19 protein-coding genes are annotated in these 21,457 nt (G+C 66.6%); 7 read left to right on the forward strand and 12 right to left on the reverse strand.

Annotated features, from left to right (window positions below):
* Positions 1–93 precede the first annotated feature (93 nt).
* Positions 94–1,515: an adenosylhomocysteinase gene (gene ahcY, locus ACQR10_RS09155; protein WP_316216901.1), complete on the forward strand. Its 1,422-nt coding sequence runs from the start codon at positions 94–96 to the stop codon at positions 1,513–1,515.
* Between the two features lie 223 nt (positions 1,516–1,738).
* On the opposite strand, the gene ACQR10_RS09160 is transcribed toward ahcY, so the two are convergent.
* The 5 genes from ACQR10_RS09160 to ACQR10_RS09180 all read right to left on the reverse strand — a co-directional run bounded on the left by ACQR10_RS09160 (position 1,739) and on the right by ACQR10_RS09180 (position 7,199).
* Complete coding sequence (locus ACQR10_RS09160; RefSeq protein WP_316216900.1) at positions 1,739–2,761, reverse strand: hypothetical protein; 1,023 nt, start codon at positions 2,759–2,761, stop codon at positions 1,739–1,741.
* A gap of 173 nt (positions 2,762–2,934) precedes the next feature.
* Positions 2,935–3,543, reverse strand: a complete 609-nt coding sequence (locus ACQR10_RS09165) for a cytochrome b/b6 domain-containing protein (protein ID WP_316216899.1) — start codon at positions 3,541–3,543, stop codon at positions 2,935–2,937.
* A gap of 47 nt (positions 3,544–3,590) precedes the next feature.
* Complete coding sequence (locus ACQR10_RS09170; protein ID WP_315768752.1) at positions 3,591–3,869, reverse strand: PepSY domain-containing protein; 279 nt, start codon at positions 3,867–3,869, stop codon at positions 3,591–3,593.
* Positions 3,870–4,138: 269 nt separating this feature from the next.
* Positions 4,139–6,640 carry a TonB-dependent receptor gene (locus ACQR10_RS09175; protein WP_434911917.1) on the reverse strand — a complete coding sequence of 834 codons (2,502 nt, stop codon included), beginning with the start codon at positions 6,638–6,640 and terminating at the stop codon, positions 4,139–4,141.
* A 178-nt stretch (positions 6,641–6,818) separates the two neighbouring features.
* Positions 6,819–7,199 (reverse strand): hypothetical protein, encoded by a 381-nt coding sequence (locus tag ACQR10_RS09180; RefSeq protein ID WP_316216897.1) that lies wholly within the window; start codon positions 7,197–7,199, stop codon positions 6,819–6,821.
* 464 nt (positions 7,200–7,663) lie between these two features.
* On the opposite strand from ACQR10_RS09180, the gene ACQR10_RS09185 reads away from it, so the two are divergent.
* Positions 7,664–8,182: an AAA family ATPase gene (locus ACQR10_RS09185; protein ID WP_316216896.1), complete on the forward strand. Its 519-nt coding sequence runs from the start codon at positions 7,664–7,666 to the stop codon at positions 8,180–8,182.
* Between the two features lie 53 nt (positions 8,183–8,235).
* Here ACQR10_RS09185 and ACQR10_RS09190 read toward each other — a convergent pair whose 3' ends face one another.
* Positions 8,236–8,979: an alanyl-tRNA editing protein gene (locus ACQR10_RS09190; RefSeq protein ID WP_316216895.1), complete on the reverse strand. Its 744-nt coding sequence runs from the start codon at positions 8,977–8,979 to the stop codon at positions 8,236–8,238.
* 162 nt (positions 8,980–9,141) lie between these two features.
* On the reverse strand, positions 9,142–9,867 hold the full coding sequence (locus ACQR10_RS09195; RefSeq protein WP_434911918.1) for a hypothetical protein: 726 nt from the start codon (positions 9,865–9,867) through the stop codon (positions 9,142–9,144).
* Positions 9,868–10,017: 150 nt separating this feature from the next.
* Between ACQR10_RS09195 and ACQR10_RS09200 the strand changes: the two genes are divergently transcribed.
* Positions 10,018–11,478, forward strand: a complete 1,461-nt coding sequence (locus ACQR10_RS09200) for a flavin-containing monooxygenase (RefSeq protein WP_316180118.1) — start codon at positions 10,018–10,020, stop codon at positions 11,476–11,478.
* A 244-nt stretch (positions 11,479–11,722) separates the two neighbouring features.
* On the opposite strand, the gene ACQR10_RS09205 is transcribed toward ACQR10_RS09200, so the two are convergent.
* Entirely contained in the window at positions 11,723–12,178 is a 456-nt protein-coding gene (locus ACQR10_RS09205) for a MarR family winged helix-turn-helix transcriptional regulator (RefSeq protein ID WP_315803789.1), read from the reverse strand.
* A 101-nt stretch (positions 12,179–12,279) separates the two neighbouring features.
* Between ACQR10_RS09205 and ACQR10_RS09210 the strand changes: the two genes are divergently transcribed.
* From ACQR10_RS09210 to ACQR10_RS09220, 3 genes are all read left to right on the forward strand, one after another.
* Entirely contained in the window at positions 12,280–14,202 is a 1,923-nt protein-coding gene (locus ACQR10_RS09210) for an FAD-binding monooxygenase (RefSeq protein WP_434899540.1), read from the forward strand.
* Positions 14,203–14,338: 136 nt separating this feature from the next.
* The gene (locus tag ACQR10_RS09215; protein ID WP_315712872.1) at positions 14,339–14,584 is read left to right on the forward strand and encodes a PilZ domain-containing protein; all 246 of its coding nucleotides are present in this window, start codon (positions 14,339–14,341) and stop codon (positions 14,582–14,584) included.
* Positions 14,585–14,669: 85 nt separating this feature from the next.
* Positions 14,670–15,539 (forward strand): tetratricopeptide repeat protein, encoded by an 870-nt coding sequence (locus ACQR10_RS09220; RefSeq protein ID WP_315803527.1) that lies wholly within the window; start codon positions 14,670–14,672, stop codon positions 15,537–15,539.
* Positions 15,540–15,652: 113 nt separating this feature from the next.
* Here the strand turns inward: ACQR10_RS09220 and ACQR10_RS09225 are convergent, their stop codons facing one another.
* The 4 genes from ACQR10_RS09225 to cpaB are packed head-to-tail and all read right to left on the reverse strand — an operon-like array spanning position 15,653 to position 19,991.
* Positions 15,653–16,921, reverse strand: coding sequence for an AAA family ATPase (locus ACQR10_RS09225; RefSeq protein ID WP_434899541.1), 1,269 nt, complete (start codon positions 16,919–16,921; stop codon positions 15,653–15,655).
* Entirely contained in the window at positions 16,918–17,655 is a 738-nt protein-coding gene (locus ACQR10_RS09230) for a CpaD family pilus assembly protein (RefSeq protein ID WP_434899542.1), read from the reverse strand. The genes ACQR10_RS09225 and ACQR10_RS09230 overlap by 4 nt, the downstream gene beginning before the upstream one ends.
* 33 nt (positions 17,656–17,688) lie before the next feature.
* Complete coding sequence (locus tag ACQR10_RS09235; RefSeq protein ID WP_315803524.1) at positions 17,689–19,158, reverse strand: type II and III secretion system protein family protein; 1,470 nt, start codon at positions 19,156–19,158, stop codon at positions 17,689–17,691.
* A 17-nt stretch (positions 19,159–19,175) separates the two neighbouring features.
* Positions 19,176–19,991, reverse strand: a complete 816-nt coding sequence (gene cpaB, locus ACQR10_RS09240) for a Flp pilus assembly protein CpaB (RefSeq protein WP_315712864.1) — start codon at positions 19,989–19,991, stop codon at positions 19,176–19,178.
* Positions 19,992–20,708: 717 nt separating this feature from the next.
* Between cpaB and ACQR10_RS09245 the strand changes: the two genes are divergently transcribed.
* Complete coding sequence (locus ACQR10_RS09245) at positions 20,709–21,401, forward strand: PilZ domain-containing protein (protein ID WP_434863755.1); 693 nt, start codon at positions 20,709–20,711, stop codon at positions 21,399–21,401.
* Positions 21,402–21,457 lie beyond the last annotated feature (56 nt).

Consider the following 21,457-nt stretch of genomic DNA (forward strand, 5'->3'; position numbering starts at 1 on the left):
CGTGAGCAACGGGGAGAGTGATCTGGACTGCGCCTCGACGCGTCTATCTCATTCGTTACGACCAGTTCGAATTCATCCGACCAGGGACCCCACATGACCGCCAAGCCAGGTTTTACCGACTACATCGTCAAGGACATGTCGCTCGCCGAGTTCGGCCGCAAGGAGATCTCGCTCGCTGAGACCGAGATGCCCGGCCTGATGGCGACGCGCGAGGAGTATGGCCCGAAGCAGCCGCTGAAGGGCGCGCGCATCGCAGGCTCGCTGCACATGACCATCCAGACCGCGGTCCTGATCGAGACGCTGAAGGCGCTCGGCGCCGACATCCGCTGGGTCTCCTGCAACATCTATTCGACCCAGGACCACGCGGCCGCCGCGATCGCCGCCGCCGGCATTCCGGTGTTCGCCGTCAAGGGCGAGACGCTGGTCGACTACTGGGACTACACCGCAAAACTGTTCGACTGGCATGGCGGCGGCCATCCCAACATGATCCTCGATGACGGCGGCGACGCCACCATGTACGTCCATCTCGGCCTGCGCGCCGAGAACGGCGACGCGGCGTTCCTCGACAAGCCGGCCTCCGAGGAGGAGGAGGTGTTCTTCGCGCTGCTGAAGAAGCAGCTCAAGGAGAAGCCGAAGGGCTACTTCGCCGAGATCGCCAAGTCGATCAAGGGCGTCTCGGAGGAGACCACCACGGGCGTGCATCGCCTGTACGACATGCAGAAGGCCGGCACGCTGCTGTGGCCCGCGATCAACGTCAACGACAGCGTCACCAAGTCGAAGTTCGACAACCTCTATGGCTGCCGCGAGTCGCTGGTCGACGGCATCCGCCGCGGCACCGACGTGATGATGTCGGGCAAGGTCGCGATGGTCGCGGGCTTCGGCGACGTCGGCAAGGGCTCGGCCGCCTCGCTGCGCCAGGCCGGCTGCCGCGTCATGGTCTCCGAGATCGACCCGATCTGCGCTCTGCAGGCGGCGATGGAGGGCTATGAGGTCGTCACGATGGAGGACGCCGCGCCGCGCGCCGACATCTTCGTGACCGCCACCGGCAACAAGGACATCATCACCATCGAGCACATGCGCGCGATGAAGGATCGCGCCATCGTCTGCAACATCGGCCATTTCGACAACGAGATCCAGGTCGCCTCGCTGAAGAACCTGAAGTGGACCAACATCAAGCCGCAGGTCGACGAGATCACCTTCCCCGACGGCAAGCGCATGATCCTGCTGTCCGAAGGCCGCCTCGTGAACCTCGGCAATGCGATGGGCCACCCGTCCTTCGTGATGTCGGCGTCCTTCACCAACCAGACCCTGGCGCAGATCGAGCTTTACGCCAACAACAAGGACGGCAAGTACAAGAAGGAAGTCTACGTGCTGCCGAAGTCGCTGGACGAGAAGGTGGCGATGCTGCATCTCGCCAAGATCGGCGTGACCCTTACCAAGCTGCGTCCCGACCAGGCTTCGTATATCGGCGTCAAGCCGGAAGGCCCATTCAAGTCGGACCACTACCGCTACTGAGTTCCGGCGCGACGCGCGGCGAGACGACGAAGGCCGGGGCATTGCCCCGGCCTTTTGCCTGAGTCATTGACGGTGCGGCAGTGGGGCGCCGTCATTGCGAGCGAAGCGAAGCAATCCAGAGTCGTGGGCGGGACTCTGGATTGCTTCGCTCCTCGCAATGACGGAGGTAGTGGCGCGCTCTACGACATCGATGACCGGCTACCACCTGTAGCGAACGAGACGATCACCCCGTCCGCCGCGACGCCAGCGCCGACGCCCGGACCGCCTTCGCGCGCTTGGCCGCGTGATGCTCCGGTCGCGCGGCGATCCGCTTGCGCTTGTTCGTCTCCGCCGCCGCAACCTTCACGGCCGGCGCGCGATGCTTGGCATATTCCTCGCCGTCGACCGGGCCGACATGCGGCGGGTCGCGGTCGAGATAGGGCCGGCCGATGCCGAACGTCTTGCCGTTGGCGTCGACCCATTTCCACAGCGCCTCGGTCGCGACCCAGCGCTGCGCGCGCGTCGCGCCGTTGACGCTGACGATGTCAGCCGCGAGGCCATGGCCGTAGCCGCCGCGCAGGCTGCCGCCGTGATAGGAGCGATTGCTGGCCGCCTTCAGCCCGCTCGCGATCTCCTGCCGATAATCGTCGCGGAATCCGCTGGTGATGCCCGGCGCGAGACCCGCGGCCTCGGCGGCGTGCAGGGTATGAAACAGCTTCAGCTTGAAGCCGCGGTCCATGCCGCCGATCACATACTCCATCATGCTGCGGCCGACGCGGTCGGCCGCCTTCGGATCCTTCCAGGTGAAGTCATTGTCGACGAGCTTGGTGAACGCGCGCGTCACCTTCACCATGCGGCCCTTGCGCTTGACCGTGACGACGCGGCGCTCGGTCTCCCGGATCTTGTCGAGCTTCGGCGCGCGCTCATACAGCGCGAACAGATAGCGGTCGATGCAGGCATCGATGTCGGGGCACTCGTCGAGGATCTCGATGCGGTCGGCGCTGGCGACGGTGGGCCGGGGCGGTTCGGTTGCCGCGTCGTGCGCGGCCTGTTCGTCCGCGGGCAGGACGGCCGATGGGGTGATCGACGCGGTCGTCAGCGCAGGCTCGGCTGCGGTCGGCTGCGGCGACGTCGCGATCGGCTCCGCGACGATGGGCGGCGTCGCCGCCTCGATCTCGGCGGCGGCCGCGGGCCAAGCCGCCGCACAAGCTGCCAGGACAACGGACCGACACAACGCACGCGTCAGAAGCTGCTGCGAGCTCATCATCCGGTCTCCCCAAAATCCGAGCCCCTGCTGGTGAGGGGCGGTCAGGTATCCGATACCTGCGATTGTTCGGCGCTTGGCGGCGAGGTGCAATAACACGACGCCCGTGGCGGGCAGCTTTTGCGGGAACTGTGACATCAGCGCAACGGTGCGCGATTGTGAGTTCCGTGTGTCGCTTATGAGTCCACTCTTGCGCTGGACTGCTGCCCACGCTGCATCGTTCGCCGCAGCAGCTTGCGTCCGGTCAGCATGGAGCATGCGAGATTCTCGTGCTGCAGGCGGCTCACCAGCACGACGCCGGCGACATGCAGCACCACCAGCGGGATCAGCAGATAGGACGTCACCTCGTGGGTGTCCTCGACCCACCAGACGCCGAAGAACCGTACGGTCACCTGCATCGCGCCGGTCACCGCGGAGACGATCAGCAGAAGCAGCAATGCGAGCTGCATCGCCGTGCCGGCGGGATTCAGCCCGAGATAGCGCCCGGTCCTGCCGCGCCGCAGATTCCACAGGTAGGCCGGCGTCGCGCGCAGCCGGGCACGGAGACTGCGGAAGCGCGAATGGCGGGTGCCGATGATGCCCCAGATCAGGCGAAAGGCGAGCAGGCCGAGGATCGCGTAGCCCGCAATCCGGTGCAGCCCGTCATGGACGTTCGGCGTCACCCAGGCGATGAGCACCAGCACGGCCAGCATCCAATGCCACAGCCGCAGCGGCAGGTCCCAGACCTGCACGGTGTCGGCGATGTCCTGGCGTTTCAGGCTGGCTCTGGGGGCTTTGCCGTGCATGGCTCTCACGTCACGTCGTCCAGCATGCTGGACGACGCTTGCGCCAACTACTTGGCGATCGTGTGCTTCAGGCTGAGATCCTCGGGGCTGTAGAACAGCTCATACAGCTTGCCGCCCTTGACGCCGTAGACCTCGTAGCAGGAGCCCTCGACCTTCGAGCGGCGCACCTCGTAGCCCGCTTCCTTCGCCTTGGCTTCCGCCTCGGCCGCCGGCTTCCACTGGGCCTTGTCGAGCTTGGTGCAGTCCTTGTAGCCGTCGGCCAGAGCCGGCGAGATGGCGAAGCCGGCGAGTGCGGCACCGAGCACGGCTGCGATGGTCAGTCTCATCAATCCCTCCAATGAGCAAATTCAAATACGATGCATCGTGGGATCAGTGGAGACGGCAACCGCCCCGATGTGTCAACGGAGCGGCGGCTGGAATCGCTCTTAGAGCTTTTCCAAGTTCGTGAGGGCCGCGATTTCGGCCGAGAATCGCAGATGGCGCGATGCGCGACGTTACGTCTCGCTCGTGCAGCTGGTCGCGACGCTGTCGTCGTCTGGCGCCCGCTCTCGCCCTGTCCCGCTTGCGGGACAGGGCAGTGCTGCGAATACCGGCGTCAGAATTCCAGGTTCGCCCCCAGATAGAACGAGCGTCCGGGACCGGGAACGGCGGTGCCCCACATCGTCGCGGTGCCCGATACGCCGCCGCCGGTGGCAGCGACGGTCCCGGCCTCCTTGTTGAACGACATCGATGCGCCCTCGCCAATATAGGCGCCGCCGAGCGGCAGGTAGTAGAGCTTGTTGAACAGGTTCTCGACGCCGAAGCTGATGCGCAGCTTCTGCCAGGTGTAGTTGCTGCGCAGGTTGACCAGGCTGTAGCCCGGGGTCTTCAGCTCGTTGCGCGCGACGGAGACGTCGGACTTGCGGCCCACCATCACCAGCTCGAGGCCGCTGTCCCAGCCGTCGAGCCGGTGCGTGAGCGTCAGCTTGCCGTTGATCGGCATGATGTTGTAGAGGCCGCTTCCGGTGTCGAGGTTCCTGCCGTTGGTGTAGCTCAGGACTCCCTTCAGGCCGAAATCGCCGACCGGCGTGCTGCCCAGCGGCACCTTGCCGGACAGATCGAAGCCGTACAGCCGTGCCGGCTGGTTCATGTACTTCATGATCACGAACTGGTTGGCGACGGCAGGCACGGCAGCGGTGTTGGTGGCGGCCTTCCACTGCACCGCGTCGATGTAGTCGCGCACATGGGTGTAGTAGGGGGTGAGCCGAAGCTCGGCCTCATGGTCGGCGCTGTGCCAGGCGCCGGTGAAGCTCACGGTATGGGCGACCTCGGGTCTCAGATCGGGGTTTCCGAGATAGCCGTTGCCGTCGCCGACGAAGTTGTTCATCTCCAGCGCCATGGTGTTGCGCGACCAGGAATAGCGTTCGTACAGATTTGGCGACCGGGTCTCTTGCATCGCGCCGAACTCGAAGGTGAGATGGGCGCTCGGCGTGTTCCGGAACAGCGCCGTCAGGTCGATATTGTTGTCCTTTCGCGAGCGATCCATGGCGTTGAACGCCGCGCGGGAGCCGACCGAGCTCGTCTCGTACATGCCGGACATGAACCCCGATGTCAGCGGCGTGGTGCTGGTGTTGTAGCCGACGACCGGCCCGGTATCGGTCTCGACGCGCTCGAACCGCACGCCCAGCAGCGACAGCCAGGACGGGCTCCACTTCGCCTCCCACTCGCTGAACACGCCGGCCCGGTCGCGCTTGCCGCCGTTGATGTTCCAGAACGTCAGCGGCGCCATGCCGCCGATGCAGTTGCCGACGCCGCAATCGGGGGCCGGCGGCCACCAGTCGTCGAGACGGTAGGTCTGCAGATCGACGCCGACGCGGACCACGTCGCGGGGCGACAGCGTGATGTCGGCCTTGGAGGTCAGGCCGTTGGTTTTGGTGCGCGTATACATCGGCATGCCGTTGACCGGATAGCTTGCTCCCGTCGTGTTCGGCGGCTTCAGCGTGCCATACGAGAACAGCCGATCACCGCCGAAGTTCATGTAGTGATCGACGGACTGATGGTAGAGGCGGGTGTCCAGATCGCCCCAGTCGAACCGGCCAAGATGGTGCAGGTTGACGCTGTAGGCATCGTTGCCCAGCATGTCCATGCGCTGGTTCGGATAGAGCTGATAGGGGACCTCCTGCACCCCCGCCTTCAGCTCGATGAGCTGGCCGTCCTTGCTCCAGGCGACGCCCATCAGATGATTCCTGGTCTCGTAGGCGGATGAGCCGACCTGATCGAGGGGAAGCACCGGCGTGATCGAGCTCCTCAGGGTGAAGTTCTTGAAGTTGCCGCCGGCCGTATAGTTGTCTGCCTTGACCGCAGCGCCGCTGTAGCTGACGCTGTAGTTCTCGGTGGCCATGGTGGCCGACAGGTTGACGCCGCGCACGTTGCCGTTGCTGCGGTAGAACGTGCCGATGCTGCCTTTGGTCAGCAGGCTCTGCCCCGGCGCCGCGAACAGGGCCGCCGGCGAGTTGACCGCGACGGTGCCGCCGATCGAGTCGCCGCCGACGCTCACGGGCGTGATGCCCGCCCAGACCTTGGCCGCGGCGACCTGGGCCGGATCGATGTAGGACAGCGCCGGGTTCATGTGATTGGGACACGAGGCGATGGTGTCCATGCCGTCGACCTTGATACGCAGGCGGTCGTCGGCGAGGCCATGGATCGCTGGCAGGCTCGAGACTCCGCCGGCCGAATAGAGGCTGACGCCGGGCACATCGGCAAACAGCGCAGCCGTGTCGCTCGTGGTGGCCCGCTTCGCCAGGATGTCACCCGGCGCAACCGAAGTGGCGCCGGGAGGCGTGGCGACGCCGTCGGATGAGGCCGCCTGCGGCGGTGGCGCAACTGCCGGATTGATCGTCGCCGCATGTGCGCCCCTGCGGCGGACTGCCGTTCGGGCGGCCGGGCGGGGCTGCGGGACAGTGACCGTCACCTGCGGCAACGTGGTGCCGGAGCGAGCCTGCGATGGGTCCTGTGCGAGCACGGGGCTCGAAACGGCGAATGCCAGCAGCGCCGGCGATGTCAGCACGGTGGTTGAGCGGAGCAACCCCCGCCGGACGGGTGTCGAACAATGGTCCATGATGGGATCTCGGAATAGGAATGGGAGAGGCGCCTGGCGGCGAGCGCGCCGTGGCCTCGTGAACATGTCGCGACGAGGCGGCTGCGGGCACGCTGCGGCGGCCGCCGGACGGCAGCCTACAGCGCGCGCCGACGAGACCGGCCGCATCGTGACGGGATGAGATGTCTGGAGTGTCGGCCTAGACGGCCGCCGGTGGTCCGCGAGCGACCGGCAGTTCGAGCGCAGGCCGGGGTGCCGCAACGAGGTCGGTCCGCTCGATCAGGATCGCCACGACCATCTGCATCGGCCGCGCCACGGCGGGTACGTGCGGGACGGTGACGCCGCGCCCGAGCGCACAGAACGGACAGCTCGCGCATTGCTTGGCCGCAGTGCCGATGTCGTCCGACGTCGGACCGTCGGTGGAGCTCTGACAGATGATGGCGACGGCGTCGGGAGCCGCAACCGCAGCGCTCATCGCGGAGAGCGCCAGCGCGGACTGGAAGATCAGGGCCCATGCCGCAAACCAGACGAGAGCGCCGCCGAGCCGCGACAGCGCTGCGCGCCGCCGCGCTGAGCGCATGCGCGCCTCACGTCGTCCTGATGCGATGCCTTGTCGTTGACGCCCCTGACGAGCCACCGGCTGACGCTCCCGTCCCTTGGAATGACCTACAGGAGCGGGCATCGCAATGGCAATGGAGTATGTGCGATGTCGTCTTCTCCCGTCGCAGTGGATCAATTCGGCCACAGTGAAGTAGCTTCAACTCAGTCGCGAGCCGCAGCGGGCGTGAAATGCTGATCGACGCGTCCTGCGAGTCGAACTCAATCGCGAAGCGGTCTCGAGCGACCGATGAGACCGGGCCTGGACACCGTCGCCAACAACTGTCAAATACATCCTCATGACCTTCCGCATTCACGTCGCAGGCGCTGCACCGAGCAGCCGAATTACCGACCCGGCCTGATCCGTCGGGCCGGGCGCTTCCGCCTGCGAGAATTGCCTGTGAATGCTGTTGGCGTCCGAAGCGGCGCCGTATGCGAGGTCCCTCCATGTCTTCTCATCCTGCCACGCTGCACCTCGTGTGCGGCAAGATCGCTGCCGGCAAATCGACGCTGACCGCCGCGCTGGGCCAGCTCCCAGGCAACGTCGTGATCGCCGAGGACGACTGGCTGGCGCGGCTCTATCCCGGCGAGCAGAGCACCCTGGCGGACTACGTGCGCAATTCGTCACGGCTGCGCAGCGTGATGGGGCCGCATGTCGTCGCACTGCTGCGGGCCGGCGTTTCGGTCGTGCTCGACTTTCCCGCCAACACGCCGGCGAGCCGCGCCTGGATGCGCGGCCTGTTCGAGGCAGCGGGCGTGCCGCACCAGCTGCACCATCTCGACGTGCCCGACGAGGTCTGCAAGGCGCGGCTGCGCGCCCGCAACGCAGAAGGCCGCCACGCCTTCACCGTGACCGACGAGGAGTTCGACCTGTTCACGAGCTACTTCGTGGCGCCGACGGCGGACGAAGGGTTCAACGTGATCGTCCAGCCCATGGAAACCCAAGGCAGTTGCGTAGCCCGATGAGCGCAGCGACATGCGGGTTCGCCAGGACAGCGCGTGAGAGCCCGGATGTTGCTTCACTCATCCGCTCTACGCGCTGCCCACCCGATCCTGAAGCGCCGATTCTGCCGGCCTTTGTTATCAACCTTGAGAATACGAATCCGCCGTGCCTGTGCCGTCGAGACCAGATGCGTGCCGCCGCAGGCCTGGCGGTCGAGGCCGTCGATGTCGACGATGCGGATCAGGCCGTCGGCCTGGCGCGGCGGTGCGACCGATTTGGCACGGAACAGTCCCGCGGTCGCCTGCGCGTCGTCATAGGGCATGTCGAAAGCACGCACCGGACGATCGTCCGAGATCGCGGCATTCACCGCGTCTTCCACCGCACGGAGCTGCTCCGGCGCCACCTTGGGCAGGTCGAAGTCGACGCTGAATTCGTCGGTCTCGGTCATGCGGACGCCGGTCAGCAGCGCGCCGTCGAACTGGGTGTAGACGGCGCTGTTGACGAGATGCGCCACCGTGTGCTGCTCGCTCATGCGCTGCCGGAACGCCGGATCGACCTGCAGCTCGATCACCCCGTCGGGGATGGCGTCGTCCCGGATCAGGTGCCAGATGCCGGCAGCGGTCGGCTCGAAGCCCACGACGTCGCGAACGATGCCATTCCACGCGATCGTGCCACGGTCCGGCAATTGGCCGCCGCCACCGGGATAGAATGGCGAGCGCGCCAGGAGCACCGCGCCCGGCCGTGCGTCGAGCGCCGTGATGTCGAGCTCCAGCACGTCGGGATGATCGACGGCGAAAGGGCGAGGCAGGAAGTCGGTCATGCGAGGCCGTTCACGGTCGGAGCCCGGATGAGCGCAGCGACATCCGGGTTCATCGAGATTGCGCGTGAGACCCCGCATGTCGCTGCGCTCATGCGGGCTACGATCCTTTCCTAGACATACGCAGCGTCGCTCGTCCGCGCAACTTGGACGGCAGGCGACGCCTCACCGGCACGCCGCCACCGTGAACCACGCCATGCGGAAGGCGCCGTCGTGCAGGCGAAGGCACACGGTGTCGCCCGGCTGCAACCTTTCGTACAGCGCCTGCGCAACATGTGCATCGGTGGCTCCCGCAAACGGCCCCCACGGCTCCAGCGTCACCTGGTAGGTCGCAAGCCGGCTATGGCCGAGATGCTTGGCGAGCACGCGGCTGCGCAGCAGCGCCGGCGCCGAGCGGTCGAGCGCGGTGTTGAACTGGCCGAGCGCTCCGAACGCATAGGCGGCAACGAAGACGGCAGCGAGCAGCAGCCGCCAGCCGCGCCGGCGGAGCTGGGTTTCGAACCGCGCGGCGACGATGAGGAAAATGATCGCGACCGCGGCCGCGAAGGCCGTCAGCGGCAGCCAGCTGACGAGATTGACGTCCGACAGCGTGCGCGCGGCGAGCGTGCCGGCCGCCACGATGCAACCGGTGCCGAGATTGGCGCCGTAGCCGGAGCCGAGGCCGATGCGGAACCGCCCGGGAAAGCGCAAGGTGAGGACGAGCGCCAGCAGCGGAATGACGGTGACGACCGCGATCAGCTGGCCGGCCGGAAAGCTCGGGAAGAGCGACCAGGCTGCGAGCCCGATTGCGAACAGCGAGAAGCCCAGGGCGATGCGCTGTGACGGCGCGCCACTGCCGCCGGGGCCGTCATTGTCGCCGGGCCTGTCGTCGCGCGGGTGGGGAGCGTTCATCGCCAGATCCGTATCGAGGGTGTTTCCCGCTGATAGCGGAGGAGGGTTGACCGACGACGAATGCGCCGGCGATTTGACAGCGACGGGCCGGGTTGCGACTGTCCGCAGCCAGAGCAAGAAAGCTGCACCAGGAAACGCCAGGAACACCGTATGTCAACAGAGCATGTCGACGTGCTGATCGTCGGCGCCGGGCTGTCCGGCATCGCCGCCGCCTATCATCTGCAGCACAAGTGCCCGGGCAAGCGCTTCGCGATCCTGGAGGGGCGGGGCGCGATCGGCGGCACATGGGACCTGTTCCGCTATCCCGGCATCCGCTCCGACAGCGACATGTACACGCTTGGCTATTCGTTCAAGCCGTGGACAGATCCGAAGGCGATCGCCGACGGGCCGCAGATCCTGAAATATGTCCAGGACACCGCGACCGAGAACGGCATCGACCGCCACATCCGGTTCAACCATCGGGTCCGGCGTGCGTCGTGGTCGAGCGCGGACGCATGCTGGACCGTCGAGGCCGAGCGCCGGACGGAGCAGGGCACGGTCGAGACCGTGCGGATGACCTCAGGCTTCCTGTTCATGTGCTCCGGCTACTACCGCTACGAAAAGGGCTACCTGCCGGACTTCAAGGGCATGGCCGATTTCAAGGGCCGCATCGTGCATCCGCAGGCCTGGCCTGAGGACCTCGACTATGCCGGCAAGCGCGTCGTCGTGATCGGCTCCGGCGCGACCGCGGTCACATTGGTGCCGGCGATGGCCAAGTCCGCCGCGCATGTGACGATGCTGCAGCGCTCGCCGACCTATGTGGTGTCGCGCCCCGCGCAGGACGCGCTCGCCAACAAGCTCCGCCGGCATCTGCCCGCTGCTCTCGCCTATCACCTGATCCGCTGGCGCAACGTGCTGTTCGGGATGTATTTCTTCCAGCTCAGCCGGCGCAAGCCGCAGCGGGTCAAGCAGCTGATCCTGGGCGGGGTGCGCGCCGCGCTGGGTCCCGATTACGACGTCGCCACCCATTTCACGCCGCGCTACAACCCGTGGGACCAGCGGTTGTGCCTGGTGCCGGACGGCGACCTGTTCAAGACCATTCGCGAGCAGCGTGCCTCGGTCGTGACGGCCGGGATCGAGACCTTCACCGAGCGCGGCCTGCGCCTCACCGACGGCCGCGAGATCGAGGCCGATGTCGTGGTCACCGCGACCGGCCTGGTGCTGCAGGTGCTCGGCGGCCTCGAGGTCGTCGTGGACGGCCGCACCGTCGATTTCGCCAAGACGCTCAACTACAAGGGCATGATGTATTCCGACGTGCCGAACCTGGCGGCGACGCTCGGCTACACCAACGCGTCGTGGACGCTGAAATGCGACCTTACCTGCGAATATGTCTGCCGGCTCCTCAACTACATGGACCGGCACGGCTACCGCCAATGCGTGCCGCACAATGACGACGCCACCGTCACGCCGCTGCCGTCGCTGAGCTTCAGCTCCGGCTATGTGCAGCGCTCGGTCGCCGATCTGCCGAAACAAGGCTCGAAGCGGCCGTGGCGGCTGTACCAGAACTACGCCCTCGATATCGTCTCCCTGCGCTTCGGCAAGGTCGACGATGGCGTGATGCGGTATTCGTGAGGGCAGGGCGCTCCGTCGGATCGTCGGCGCGATCTCGGGCCTCATGGTTCGACACGGCGCTTCGCGCCTCCTCACCATGAGGGGAAACATCTCGCCACCGCAGAGGATTTCGCCACGCACTCGATCCTCATCCTGAGGAGCCCGCCGCAGGCGGGCGTCTCGAAGGATGGCCGCAACGACGGTGTCAGCGTCAGTTCTTATCGGGCGCGACCGTGCGCATGGTGGGGTGGAGCAGGAGCAACCTTCACCGCTCCTCCGCCGCCCCCTCCCGCAGCGGCGCGCGGCTGAGGTCGTTGGCGGCGGCGATCGCCTTGCGCATCAGGCGCACCAGCTCGTTCGCCTCGGCCGCGCTGAGGCCGCGCACCATCAGCCGCTGCGCGGCCTCGACCGCCGGCGTGATCGCCTCCAGCGTCCTTTTCCCCTCATCGGTGATCAACAGCTCCCGTGACCGGCGGTCGCGCGCGCTCGCTCGGCGGACAACGAGGCCTTTCTGTGCGAGCCGGTCGATCACGCCGGTGATCGTGGTGCGGTCATAGGCGATCAGGCCAGCGAGCGTGATCTGGTCGATCGCCGGGTTGGCCGCGATCGCCGCCAGCGCCGCATATTGCACCGGCGTCAGGTCGAAGCCGGCCGCTTCCACCTCCGCCAGAAACACCGCCACGGCGATCTGCTGAAACCGGCGCGCCAGGTGCCCCGGCATGTCCCGCATCTCGGTCAATCCGAATCTCCTGTCACCAGCTTGACAAGCATACTGATGATCAGCATACTGATCAATAAGGAACAGCGAGGGAGGGTGGTCACGTGCAGTTTCATCTCAATGGCTTCCAGCCGGGCGATCCCGAAATCTTCGACACGGCCAAACGTGTCGCGAGCGCCGGCGCGAGCAGCCCGCTGCCGGCCGAGGCCGACGTCCTCATCGTCGGCTGCGGCCCGGCGGGCCTCAATCTCGCCGCCCAGCTCTCGGCGTTCCCCGACATCAAGATCTGCATCGTCGAGCAGAAGCCCGGCCGGCTGCTGCTCGGCCAGGCCGACGGCATCGCCTGCCGCACCATGGAGATGTTCCAGGCCTATGGCTTCGCCGAGAAAGTGCTGAGGGAAGCCTGCTGGATCAACGAGACCACGTTCTGGAAGCCCGATGACGCCAACCGCGCGCATATTGCGCGCAGCGGCCGCGTGCAGGACGTGGAGGATGGCCTGTCGGAGATGCCGCATGTCGTGCTCAACCAGGCCCGCGTGCACGACTTCTTCCTGGACGTGATGCGCCGTTCGGCCGCGAAGCTCGAGCCGCACTACGCCCGGCGGCTGCGGGACCTTCATATCGATCCGTCCGCAGGCAATGACGCACACGGCGTGACCGTCAGCTTCGACCGCATCGATCCGGAGCATGAAGGCCAGGTCGAGACCATCAAGGCGCGCTACGTGGTCGGCTGTGACGGTGCACGCAGCATCGTGCGCAAGGCGATCGGCCGCGAGCTGCACGGCGATTCCGCCAATCACGCCTGGGGCGTGATGGACGTGCTCGCCGTCACCGATTTTCCCGACATCCGCTTCAAGTCGCTGATCCAGTCCTCCAAGGACGGTAGCCTGCTGGTGATCCCGCGCGAGGGCGGCTATCTCGTCCGGCTGTATGTCGAGCTTGCCAAGCTTGAGGTCGGCGAGCGCGTGGCGGGCCGCAACATCACCGTCGACGAAGTGATCGCCAAGGCGCAGCGCATTCTCGCGCCATATACGCTTCAGGTGAAGGAGGTCGCGTGGTGGTCGGTCTACGAGATTGGCCAGCGCATCACCGACAAGTTCGACGACGTGCCGGAGGCGGAGGTCGCAACGCGGCTGCCGCGCGTCTTCATCGCCGGTGACGCCTGCCACACGCACAGCCCGAAGGCGGGGCAGGGCATGAACGTCTCGATGCAGGACACGTTCAATCTCGGCTGGAAGCTCGCCGCCGTGCTGGGCGAGCGCTGCGCGCCGGAGCTCCTGCACAGCTATTCAGCCGAGCGGCGGGCCATCGCCCAGGAGCTGATCGATTTCGATCGCGAATGGGCAGGAATTCTCGCCTCCGCCGCCAAGCAGGGCGGCGCCGATGCGGCCAAGACGCAGGACTATTTCGTGCGTCACGGCCGCTACACGGCGGGCACCGCCACGCACTATCGGCCCTCCGTCCTCACCGGCGACGACACCTTCCAGCCGCTCGCCACAGGCTTCGTCATCGGCAAGCGCTTTCACTCGGCGCCGGTCATCCGGCTCGGCGACGCCAAGCCGGTGCAGCTCGGCCACGTCGTCCAGGCCGACGGCCGCTTCCGCATCTTCGCCTTCGCGGAGGCAGAGGATCCGGCCGCGCCGGGGTCCGCGATCCGCCGCCTATGCACATTCCTCAGCGAGGATTCCGCCTCACCCCTGCGCCGCCACACCCCGGCGGGCGCCGACATCGACTCCGTGATCGATCTGCGCGCGGTGTTCCAGCAGGGGCATCGCGAGCTCGCGCTCGAACGAATGCCGGAGCTGCTGCTGCCGCGCAAGGGGCGCTACGGCCTCATCGACTACGAGAAGATGTTCTGTGCCGATCTGAAGAGCGGCCAGGACATCTTTGCGATGCGCGGCATCGATCGCGCGGCGGGCTGCATCGTGATCGTGCGGCCCGATCAGTATGTCGCCGACGTCCTGCCACTCGACGACGTCAGGAGGCTGTCGGCGTATTTCGATCGTGTGCTGCTGCCGGTCCGCTGAGGGATGCAGAGGGTAAACGAAATCCAAATCCGGCCCCTGGATTTCAGGGCTTGGCGCTAGTCAGATCCCAAGGTTTCCTCGCTACAAACGAGGTCTCCGGAATGGACGATCGAGTGGGTGAGACGTCGAAATGTTGATGTTGGCGAACCGTCGCAAGAGTGAACGTCGGCTGTGCAGGAGGATCGCGAAGATTCACTACGGCAACGGCAGCCTGCCGCGCGACTGCACGGTCACGGATATTTCCGACGGCGGCGTCAAGGTGATCGCCGAATTCGTCGAGATTCCCCCGCAGTTCACCATCGTCTTCGCGCCCGACCACCAGCGCAAGTGCCGGCTGGCTTGGCGCATCGGCTGCGAGTTCGGCGCCGAATTCATCGATTGAGGCGGGCCGGCCGCGCCCGCTTAACGGGACCTTAGGGTTAATCTGCCAGCGTGCAGATCATCTGGTCCCGAAGTAGTTCAGTTGCATGCGTACGCGGCCCCTCCGCTCTCTCCCTCTGCTCCGGCCGGCCGCGTTCGCGCTGTCGTTCACGGCCGTGCTGCTCGGTCTCGGCGCCTGCCAGACCACCGATCTCAGCGAGGTCACGGGGGCACTGGGCGGCAATCCCGAAAAGAGCCGCGCTGCCGCCGCCGACCCGCGCGCCGAGATCGACCAGCTTCGCGAGCGCTTCCGCGCCAGTCCCGACGATCCCGAGGTGGCGCTGCGCTATGGCAGCGCCCTGCGCGCCACCGGCCAGCGCTCGCAGGCCGTCGCCGTGCTGGAGCAGGCGAGCATCGCAAGCCCCGGCAACAGGACGCTGCTTGCGGCCTATGGCCGTGCGCTCGCCGACAACGGCAATTTCCAGCAGGCGTTCGACGTGCTCAGCCGCGCGCATTCGCCCGAGGATCCCGACTGGCGCATCCTGTCGGCGCAGGGCGCCACGCTCGACCAGATGGGGCGCAACGAGGAGGCCCGGCAATACTACATGACGGCGCTGAAGATCGCCCCTGACGACCCGTCCGTGCTGTCCAATCTCGGTCTCTCCTACGCGCTCACGAACGAGCTGCCGAAGGCCGAGGAGCAGTTGCGCAAGGCGAGCGCGCATCCCGATGCCAGCCCGCGGGTCAGGACCAACCTCGCCGTCATCGTCGGGCTGGAGGGCCGGATGAGCGAGGCCGAGAGCATCGCGCGATCAGGACTGCCGCCGGAGCAGGCCAGCGCCAGCGTCGCCTATGTCAAGCGCATCCTGGAGCGCCGCAAGATCGCGCAGCGCGAGCTGTCGCCGCGCCGTGACCGTCCGGTGGCCGGCGAGCCCGACAAGGCGCTGGCGCGGGCGCTCAGCCGGTCCGACGACTAGGAAAGCCGGTTTTCCCTCGCGACGAACGCCGAAGGCGTTTGCGCGGAAATCATGCTCAATAGAGAGATGAGATCATGATGCGATTCCGTGGCATCGCATCATGATCTCAGGCGCTATTTCGCGCCGAGCAGCTTTGCGATCGGCGCCAGCAGCGAGCTGCGCTGCGGCTTGTGGTCGATCCGCCCCGTCAGCCGGTTGGCGATGTCCTGGAACAGTTTTGGCGTGCGGCTCAGCGCCGCGATCTCCGCGATCATCTGGCCGTTGTTGGCGGCGGTGCCGAACAGCTTGCAGTCGAACGGGATGATCGCGACCGGCTCGGCCTCGACCGTCTTGGCGAAGCGCTTCAGGTCGATCTCCGGCCGCTTGGGCATGCCGACCTGGTTCAGGCAGTACAGCGGCGGCCGGTCGTTGGGACGCGAGGCCTTGAGCACGCCGAGCAGGTTCTTGGCGTTGCGCAGGTTCGCCAGATCGGGCTCGGCGACCACGAGGATGTCGTCGGCATTGATCAGCGCGTGCCGCGTCCAGGCCGACCATTGGTGCGGCACGTCGAGCACGATGCATTGCTGGGTCATGCGCAGGGTGTCGAAGATGGCGTCGAACGCGTCGGCGCCGAAATCATAGACGCGGTCGAGGGTCGCGGGTGCGGCGAGCAGGTTGAGATTTTCGGTGCATTTGGCGAGTAGGCGCTCCATCAGCGCCGTATCCGGCCTGTCGGGCTGGAACACGGCGTTGGCGATGCCCTGCAGCGGATCCTGGTTGTAGTCCAGTCCCGCGGTGCCGAACGCCATGTCGAGATCGATGACGACGGAATCCAGCGTCAGGTCGCGCGCCATGCTCCAGGCGACGTTGTGGGCGACGGTGGAGGCGCCGACGCCGCCCTTGGCGCCGACCACGGCGATGATGCGGCCGGTGATCACGGCCTCCGAGGCCGAGAACAGGCTGCAGACCGAGCGGATGACGTCGATGGTCTCGACCGGGCCGATGACGTAGTCGTTGACGCCGCGCCGGACCAGCTCGCGATAGGCGACGCCGTCGGCCGGGCTGCCGATCAGCACCACGCGGGTGCCCGGATCGCAGACGCTGGCGAGATCGTCGAGGCCGCCGAGAATGTCGCCGCCGGGCCTGGTCTCGATCACGATGACGTTCGGCGTCGGCTGCGAATGATAGGTCTCGATGGCGCGGCCCATGCCGCCCGCCTTGATCGTGATGTGCGCCTTGCCGAGCCGGCGGTCCTGGCTGGCGGCGAGGATCGCGGACGAGGTCTGGTCGGTTTCGCAGAATGCCTGCACCGAGACGCGCGGCACCGGCGCGATGTGATCGTCGAGGGCCGGGCCGGTGGGGCCGGGCTGCTCATCCTGGCTCTGACGGGACGCGTTGATCATTTGCCTGTATCGCTGAGCTTGGCCTTGTCGGACTCCGGATACGCCACCGCCGTCGATTCGCCCTTGCGGTACTTCTCGAACAAAGCGGAACGGCGCGGCGTGTAGGCGGCCATCTCCGAGCGCGGCTGCTCGAGATCGGCCGGGTTGTCGATCATCGCGGCGAGGTTGCGCTGCGTGGCGCAGCCGAAATTCTGATAGTGCTGGTTGCTGCTGTAGCCGCGATTGTCGAGGTTCGGCCCGAGATCGTCCGGCCACAGCCCGCAGGGGCCGGCGACGGCGGCGATCTTTGGATAGCTCAGCCGGATGACGGCGAGCTGCCGCGGATCATCGGGCATGGTGTTGCGCAGTGTGATCGCGTGCCCGGGAACGCCGCCGGCGGTCAGCACGGCGCGGATCTCGCGATAGGCGTCGGCCGCGGCGCGCGCGTTCGACGTGCCCGTCGGCACCTCCGCCATGATCCCGCCGGTGCCTTCGCGCAGCCATGAGCGCGCAAGACCCGCGACGTCGACGCGCTGCTGGTAGGTCAGGCCGCCGCGTCCGCTGCCGATGAAGACGACGGTCGACTGCCGGCCTTCCTCGATCGCGATCGGATGGCGGATCCTGTAGTCGTCCGGGATCGTCGCGACGACCTCGCCGGTGGTGGCGTTGCAGGCGCCGAGCGTGAGCGCCAGCCCCGCGATGGCGCCGATCCGGCGCAGCGTGCGTCCGCCGTCTGGTGTGGATGTTGCCGACATGATCGTTCCCCCGTCCCCCGTCGTCCCGCAACCTCAGTCGATGATGAAGCCGAAGCCGGCCGGCTGCCCCGTGGCCGCGTCGACCTTGGCGGCGATGCCGTACAGCCGGTTCATGCGGCCGAGCAGCGCCGACTCCGAGTCGGTGGCCGGCGCAAAGCCGTCGTCCGGACGCGACAGCTCCTTCTGGGCGACGGCGCGCACCACATAGGGCGTCACCATCACCATCAGCTCGGTCTCGTTGTTGACGTAGTCCTGGCTACGGAACAACTGGCCGAGCACCGGCAGCTGATTGAGCCCGGGCAGGCCGTTGATCGCCTGCTTGGTCTGGTTCTGGATCAGGCCGGCCATCGCCATCGAGCCGCCCGAGGGGATCTCGACCGTGGTCTCGGCGCGGCGGGTGCGGATCGCGGGGATCGTCACCGACGAGGTCGAGGCCGAGGTCAGCGCATAGGACACCGTGATCGCATTGTCGTTCGACAGCTCCGACACCTCGGTCATCACCCGCAGGCTGATGCGGCCTTCGCCGAGCACCACGGGCGTGAAGTTGAGCGAGATGCCGAACTTCTTGTAGGTGATCGACGTGCTGCACACCCGCGTCGTCGGATCGCACGAATAGCCGCCGGGAATCGGGAATTCACCGCCCGCGATGAAGGTCGCGGATTCGCCGGAGATCGCGGTCAGGTTGGGCTCGGCCAGCGTCTTGACGACACCGGCCGTCTCCATCGCGCGCAGCGTCGCCGAGACCGACGACAAGCCGCCGCCGGTGGCGGACAGGCCGTTGGTCCCGACCAGCGACTTGCCATAGGCGGTGAACGGGTTGGTGTTGTTGAAGTTGACCACCGCGGTGCCGTAGTTCAGGCTGGCGCTCAGATCGATGCCGAGCTGCTTGACGATCTCGCGCCGGACCTCCGACACGTTGACCTTCAGCATCACCTGGTCGCGGCCGCGCACGACGATCGAGTTGACCACCTTGTCGGCGCCGCCGACCAGCCGTGCGGCGATTTCGCCGGCCTGCTGCGCCTCGACCGGGCTCGACACCGATCCGGTCAGGATCACGCCCTCGCCGACGCCGTCGATCTTCACGCCGGGAATGCTCTGGCTCAGCGCCTGGCGCACGCCGTTGAGGTCGCGCTTGATCGCGATGTCGTAGGCCGCGACCTGCTGTCCCTCGCCGTCGAAGAACACCACGTTGGTCTGGCCGACCGCCGCGCCGATGATGTAGGCGCGCCGGGCCGAACGGACGACGGCGTTGGCGACCTTGGGATCGGCGACCAGCACGTCCTTGACGTCCTGCGGGAAGTCGACGACGACGGACTTGCCGATGCCGAGGGAGAGGAAGCGCATCTTCGACGAGCCGACCGACACCACGGGTGTCTCCAGCCTGTCGTCAGCCGCCTTCACCGGCGTCAGCGCCGGATTGAGCGCAAGCCCGATCACGGCCGATGTCGATAGCGCGCGGACGACCCACGTCCCGAACGTTGCGCGTTGATGCCCACCCATCATCTTCCACGTCCTTTCGATCACTTCTGCGCCGTGAGCGAGCTCGTGATCCCATAGCGAATGATCTCGATGGCGCTGCCCCGTCGCGCCATCTGCTGCTGCTGTTGCTGTGCCTCGGTCTTGTTGCCGTCGGCTGCGTTCACGTCGGCGATGCTGCGCAGCGCCAGCGCCAGCGAGCCGGCTTGGCGCGCGCGCGCCAGGGTCTCGGCCTGCTCGGGTCTGAGCTCGAGCGTCACCGTCTTGCCGACGACGGTGTTCTGGCCTTCCTTCTCCTTCGGTGCCTGGTCGATCGCGAGCACGCGGACGTTGGAGAGAATGATCTCGGAGCTGACGAAGTCGGCGGCGCCGGGCTTGTCAGGATTCTTGTCGCGCTTCGACAGGATGACGTCGACGCGGTCGTTCGGCAGGATGAAGCCGCCGGCGCCGGTCTCGGGCGAGATCTCGGTGGAGATCGCGCGCATGCCCGCGGGCAGGATCGCCGCCATGAAGCCGGAGCCGTCGGCCTTCACCAGCTTCTGCTCGCGGATCGGCTCGCCGATCACGAAGGGCGAGCGGGCGATGGTGCCGACCAGCTGATTGGCCGCTTCGGGACGGTCGCCGCGCCGGATGAAGATGTTGCTCGCAGCCTCCGGCCATGTCTGCCAGATCAGGTCGCCGGGCTTGATCGCCTGTCCGAGCCCGATGTCGGTCTTGGCGACCAGCACCTCGACCGTCGGCAACTGCACGACCGGCGCCACCGGAGCCTGCCGCTGGCCGTCGGAATTGCTGACCAGATAGGCCGCAACGCCGCCCGCGCCGAGAGCGATGGTTAACACCACGATGCGTGCGGTCATCATACGCGTGACTACTCTGTTACTCATACACCGGAAGCAAACACGCTGACGACTGACAGCCGTTCTCCCTCACTAACGACTAAGCGCCAATGGTATAAGCAGACTTGAACGCGGCGGGCCGCGGCACCCGCATCAAGCAACGATTGCGCAAGTGGTGAACAGGTTGTTAGCGTGCAAATAGTGAAACGCCGCGAATGTGTTAGCTATTTGCGCACGGCGCGCCTGCACGCATCCGTCGGCGCGCGCGCGACAGAATGAGATCATGAGTTGCAGCCGCGCCTCAGTGGGAATCTCGTTAAGCTGAATCGTTTGCTAACAACACGAGCGTAGGAACACGACCCCGTCGACGAGGTTGTGCCGTCGCGCGAGGCAGCGCGGATCGGCCGATCACGACTTGCCTCTGCGCCACGCGAAACATCCGCGCTGAACTCTCCATGGGGGCGACGATGCCGACACTGCATGCCGTGCTGCACCGTAATCAGACGGGGCCGCATCTTCAGAAAGCGGAAACGGGTTGGACATACGATTCCGTTGAGCGGGATTTCCGTCTCGACATTCAGATTTCCTCAACAATTTGCGCGCACGGTCCGGGCACGGCGGTCATGCCCAATTCGATTTAGTACGACCTAAAATGCACGCAGAAATTGTAATTAGCGCATCGTGCCGCGGCGGCGGCCGGGCCATCGTCGGGGACATCATGGGGGCGAGGGGAGACGTGCAATGTCGGTTGCTCGATTCCTGAAGCAGCGCGCGGTCAGGATTCAGACGGTCGGGTCCTACACGCTTCCGAACTGGTATTCCCCGGAAGGACGGCTGCGATCCTTCGCCTGCCGCACCACGCGGGTGTCGCCGTTTCGCGCGCTGCTCGAGGTGCCCGTCGTCGGCAAGGTCGGCGATCGCCTGACCTCGTATTTCCGCGATTTCGGCAAGTTCGAAGGCGAGATCAGCGACACCGTGCATGGCGGCTTTCTGCTCGAGCTGGAGATGACGCGCGCCGAGCGCGCCAAGCTCGCCGAGAAGCTGGTCTGGCTGGAGAAGAAGCAGAAGGATCCGTCGATCCGCGATTCCCGCCGCGACGCGCGCTTCGTGCCCAACTCGCCGCATTCGGCGCTGACGCTCGCCGACGGCAGCATCATCCCGTGCTTCGTGATCGATGCCTCGATGTCGGGCGCCGCGGTCTCGGCGGAGATCCAGCCGGAGATCGGCACGCCGCTGGCGGTGGGCAGCTGCATCGGCCGCGTCATCCGGCATTTTCCCGACGGCTTCGCCGTCCGCTTCGTTGACCAGTTGCCGGGCGCCAATGAACTGGAGCGGCGGGTCATCACGCCGCCGGTCCGCCCGATGCGGCGGAATCTCGTGGCCCACGGCGATGACCGCCTGATCGGGGCGCCCGAGGACTTCTTCATGGTGTGACGGCGGCGCTGCCGCGGCGCGCGACAGGCGGCCGCTCCGGCCTGCGCGGTTTCGCG

Origin of the sequence: Bradyrhizobium sp. HKCCYLRH2060, from assembly GCF_051168135.1 — a bacterium.
Lineage (GTDB): Bacteria > Pseudomonadota > Alphaproteobacteria > Rhizobiales > Xanthobacteraceae > Bradyrhizobium.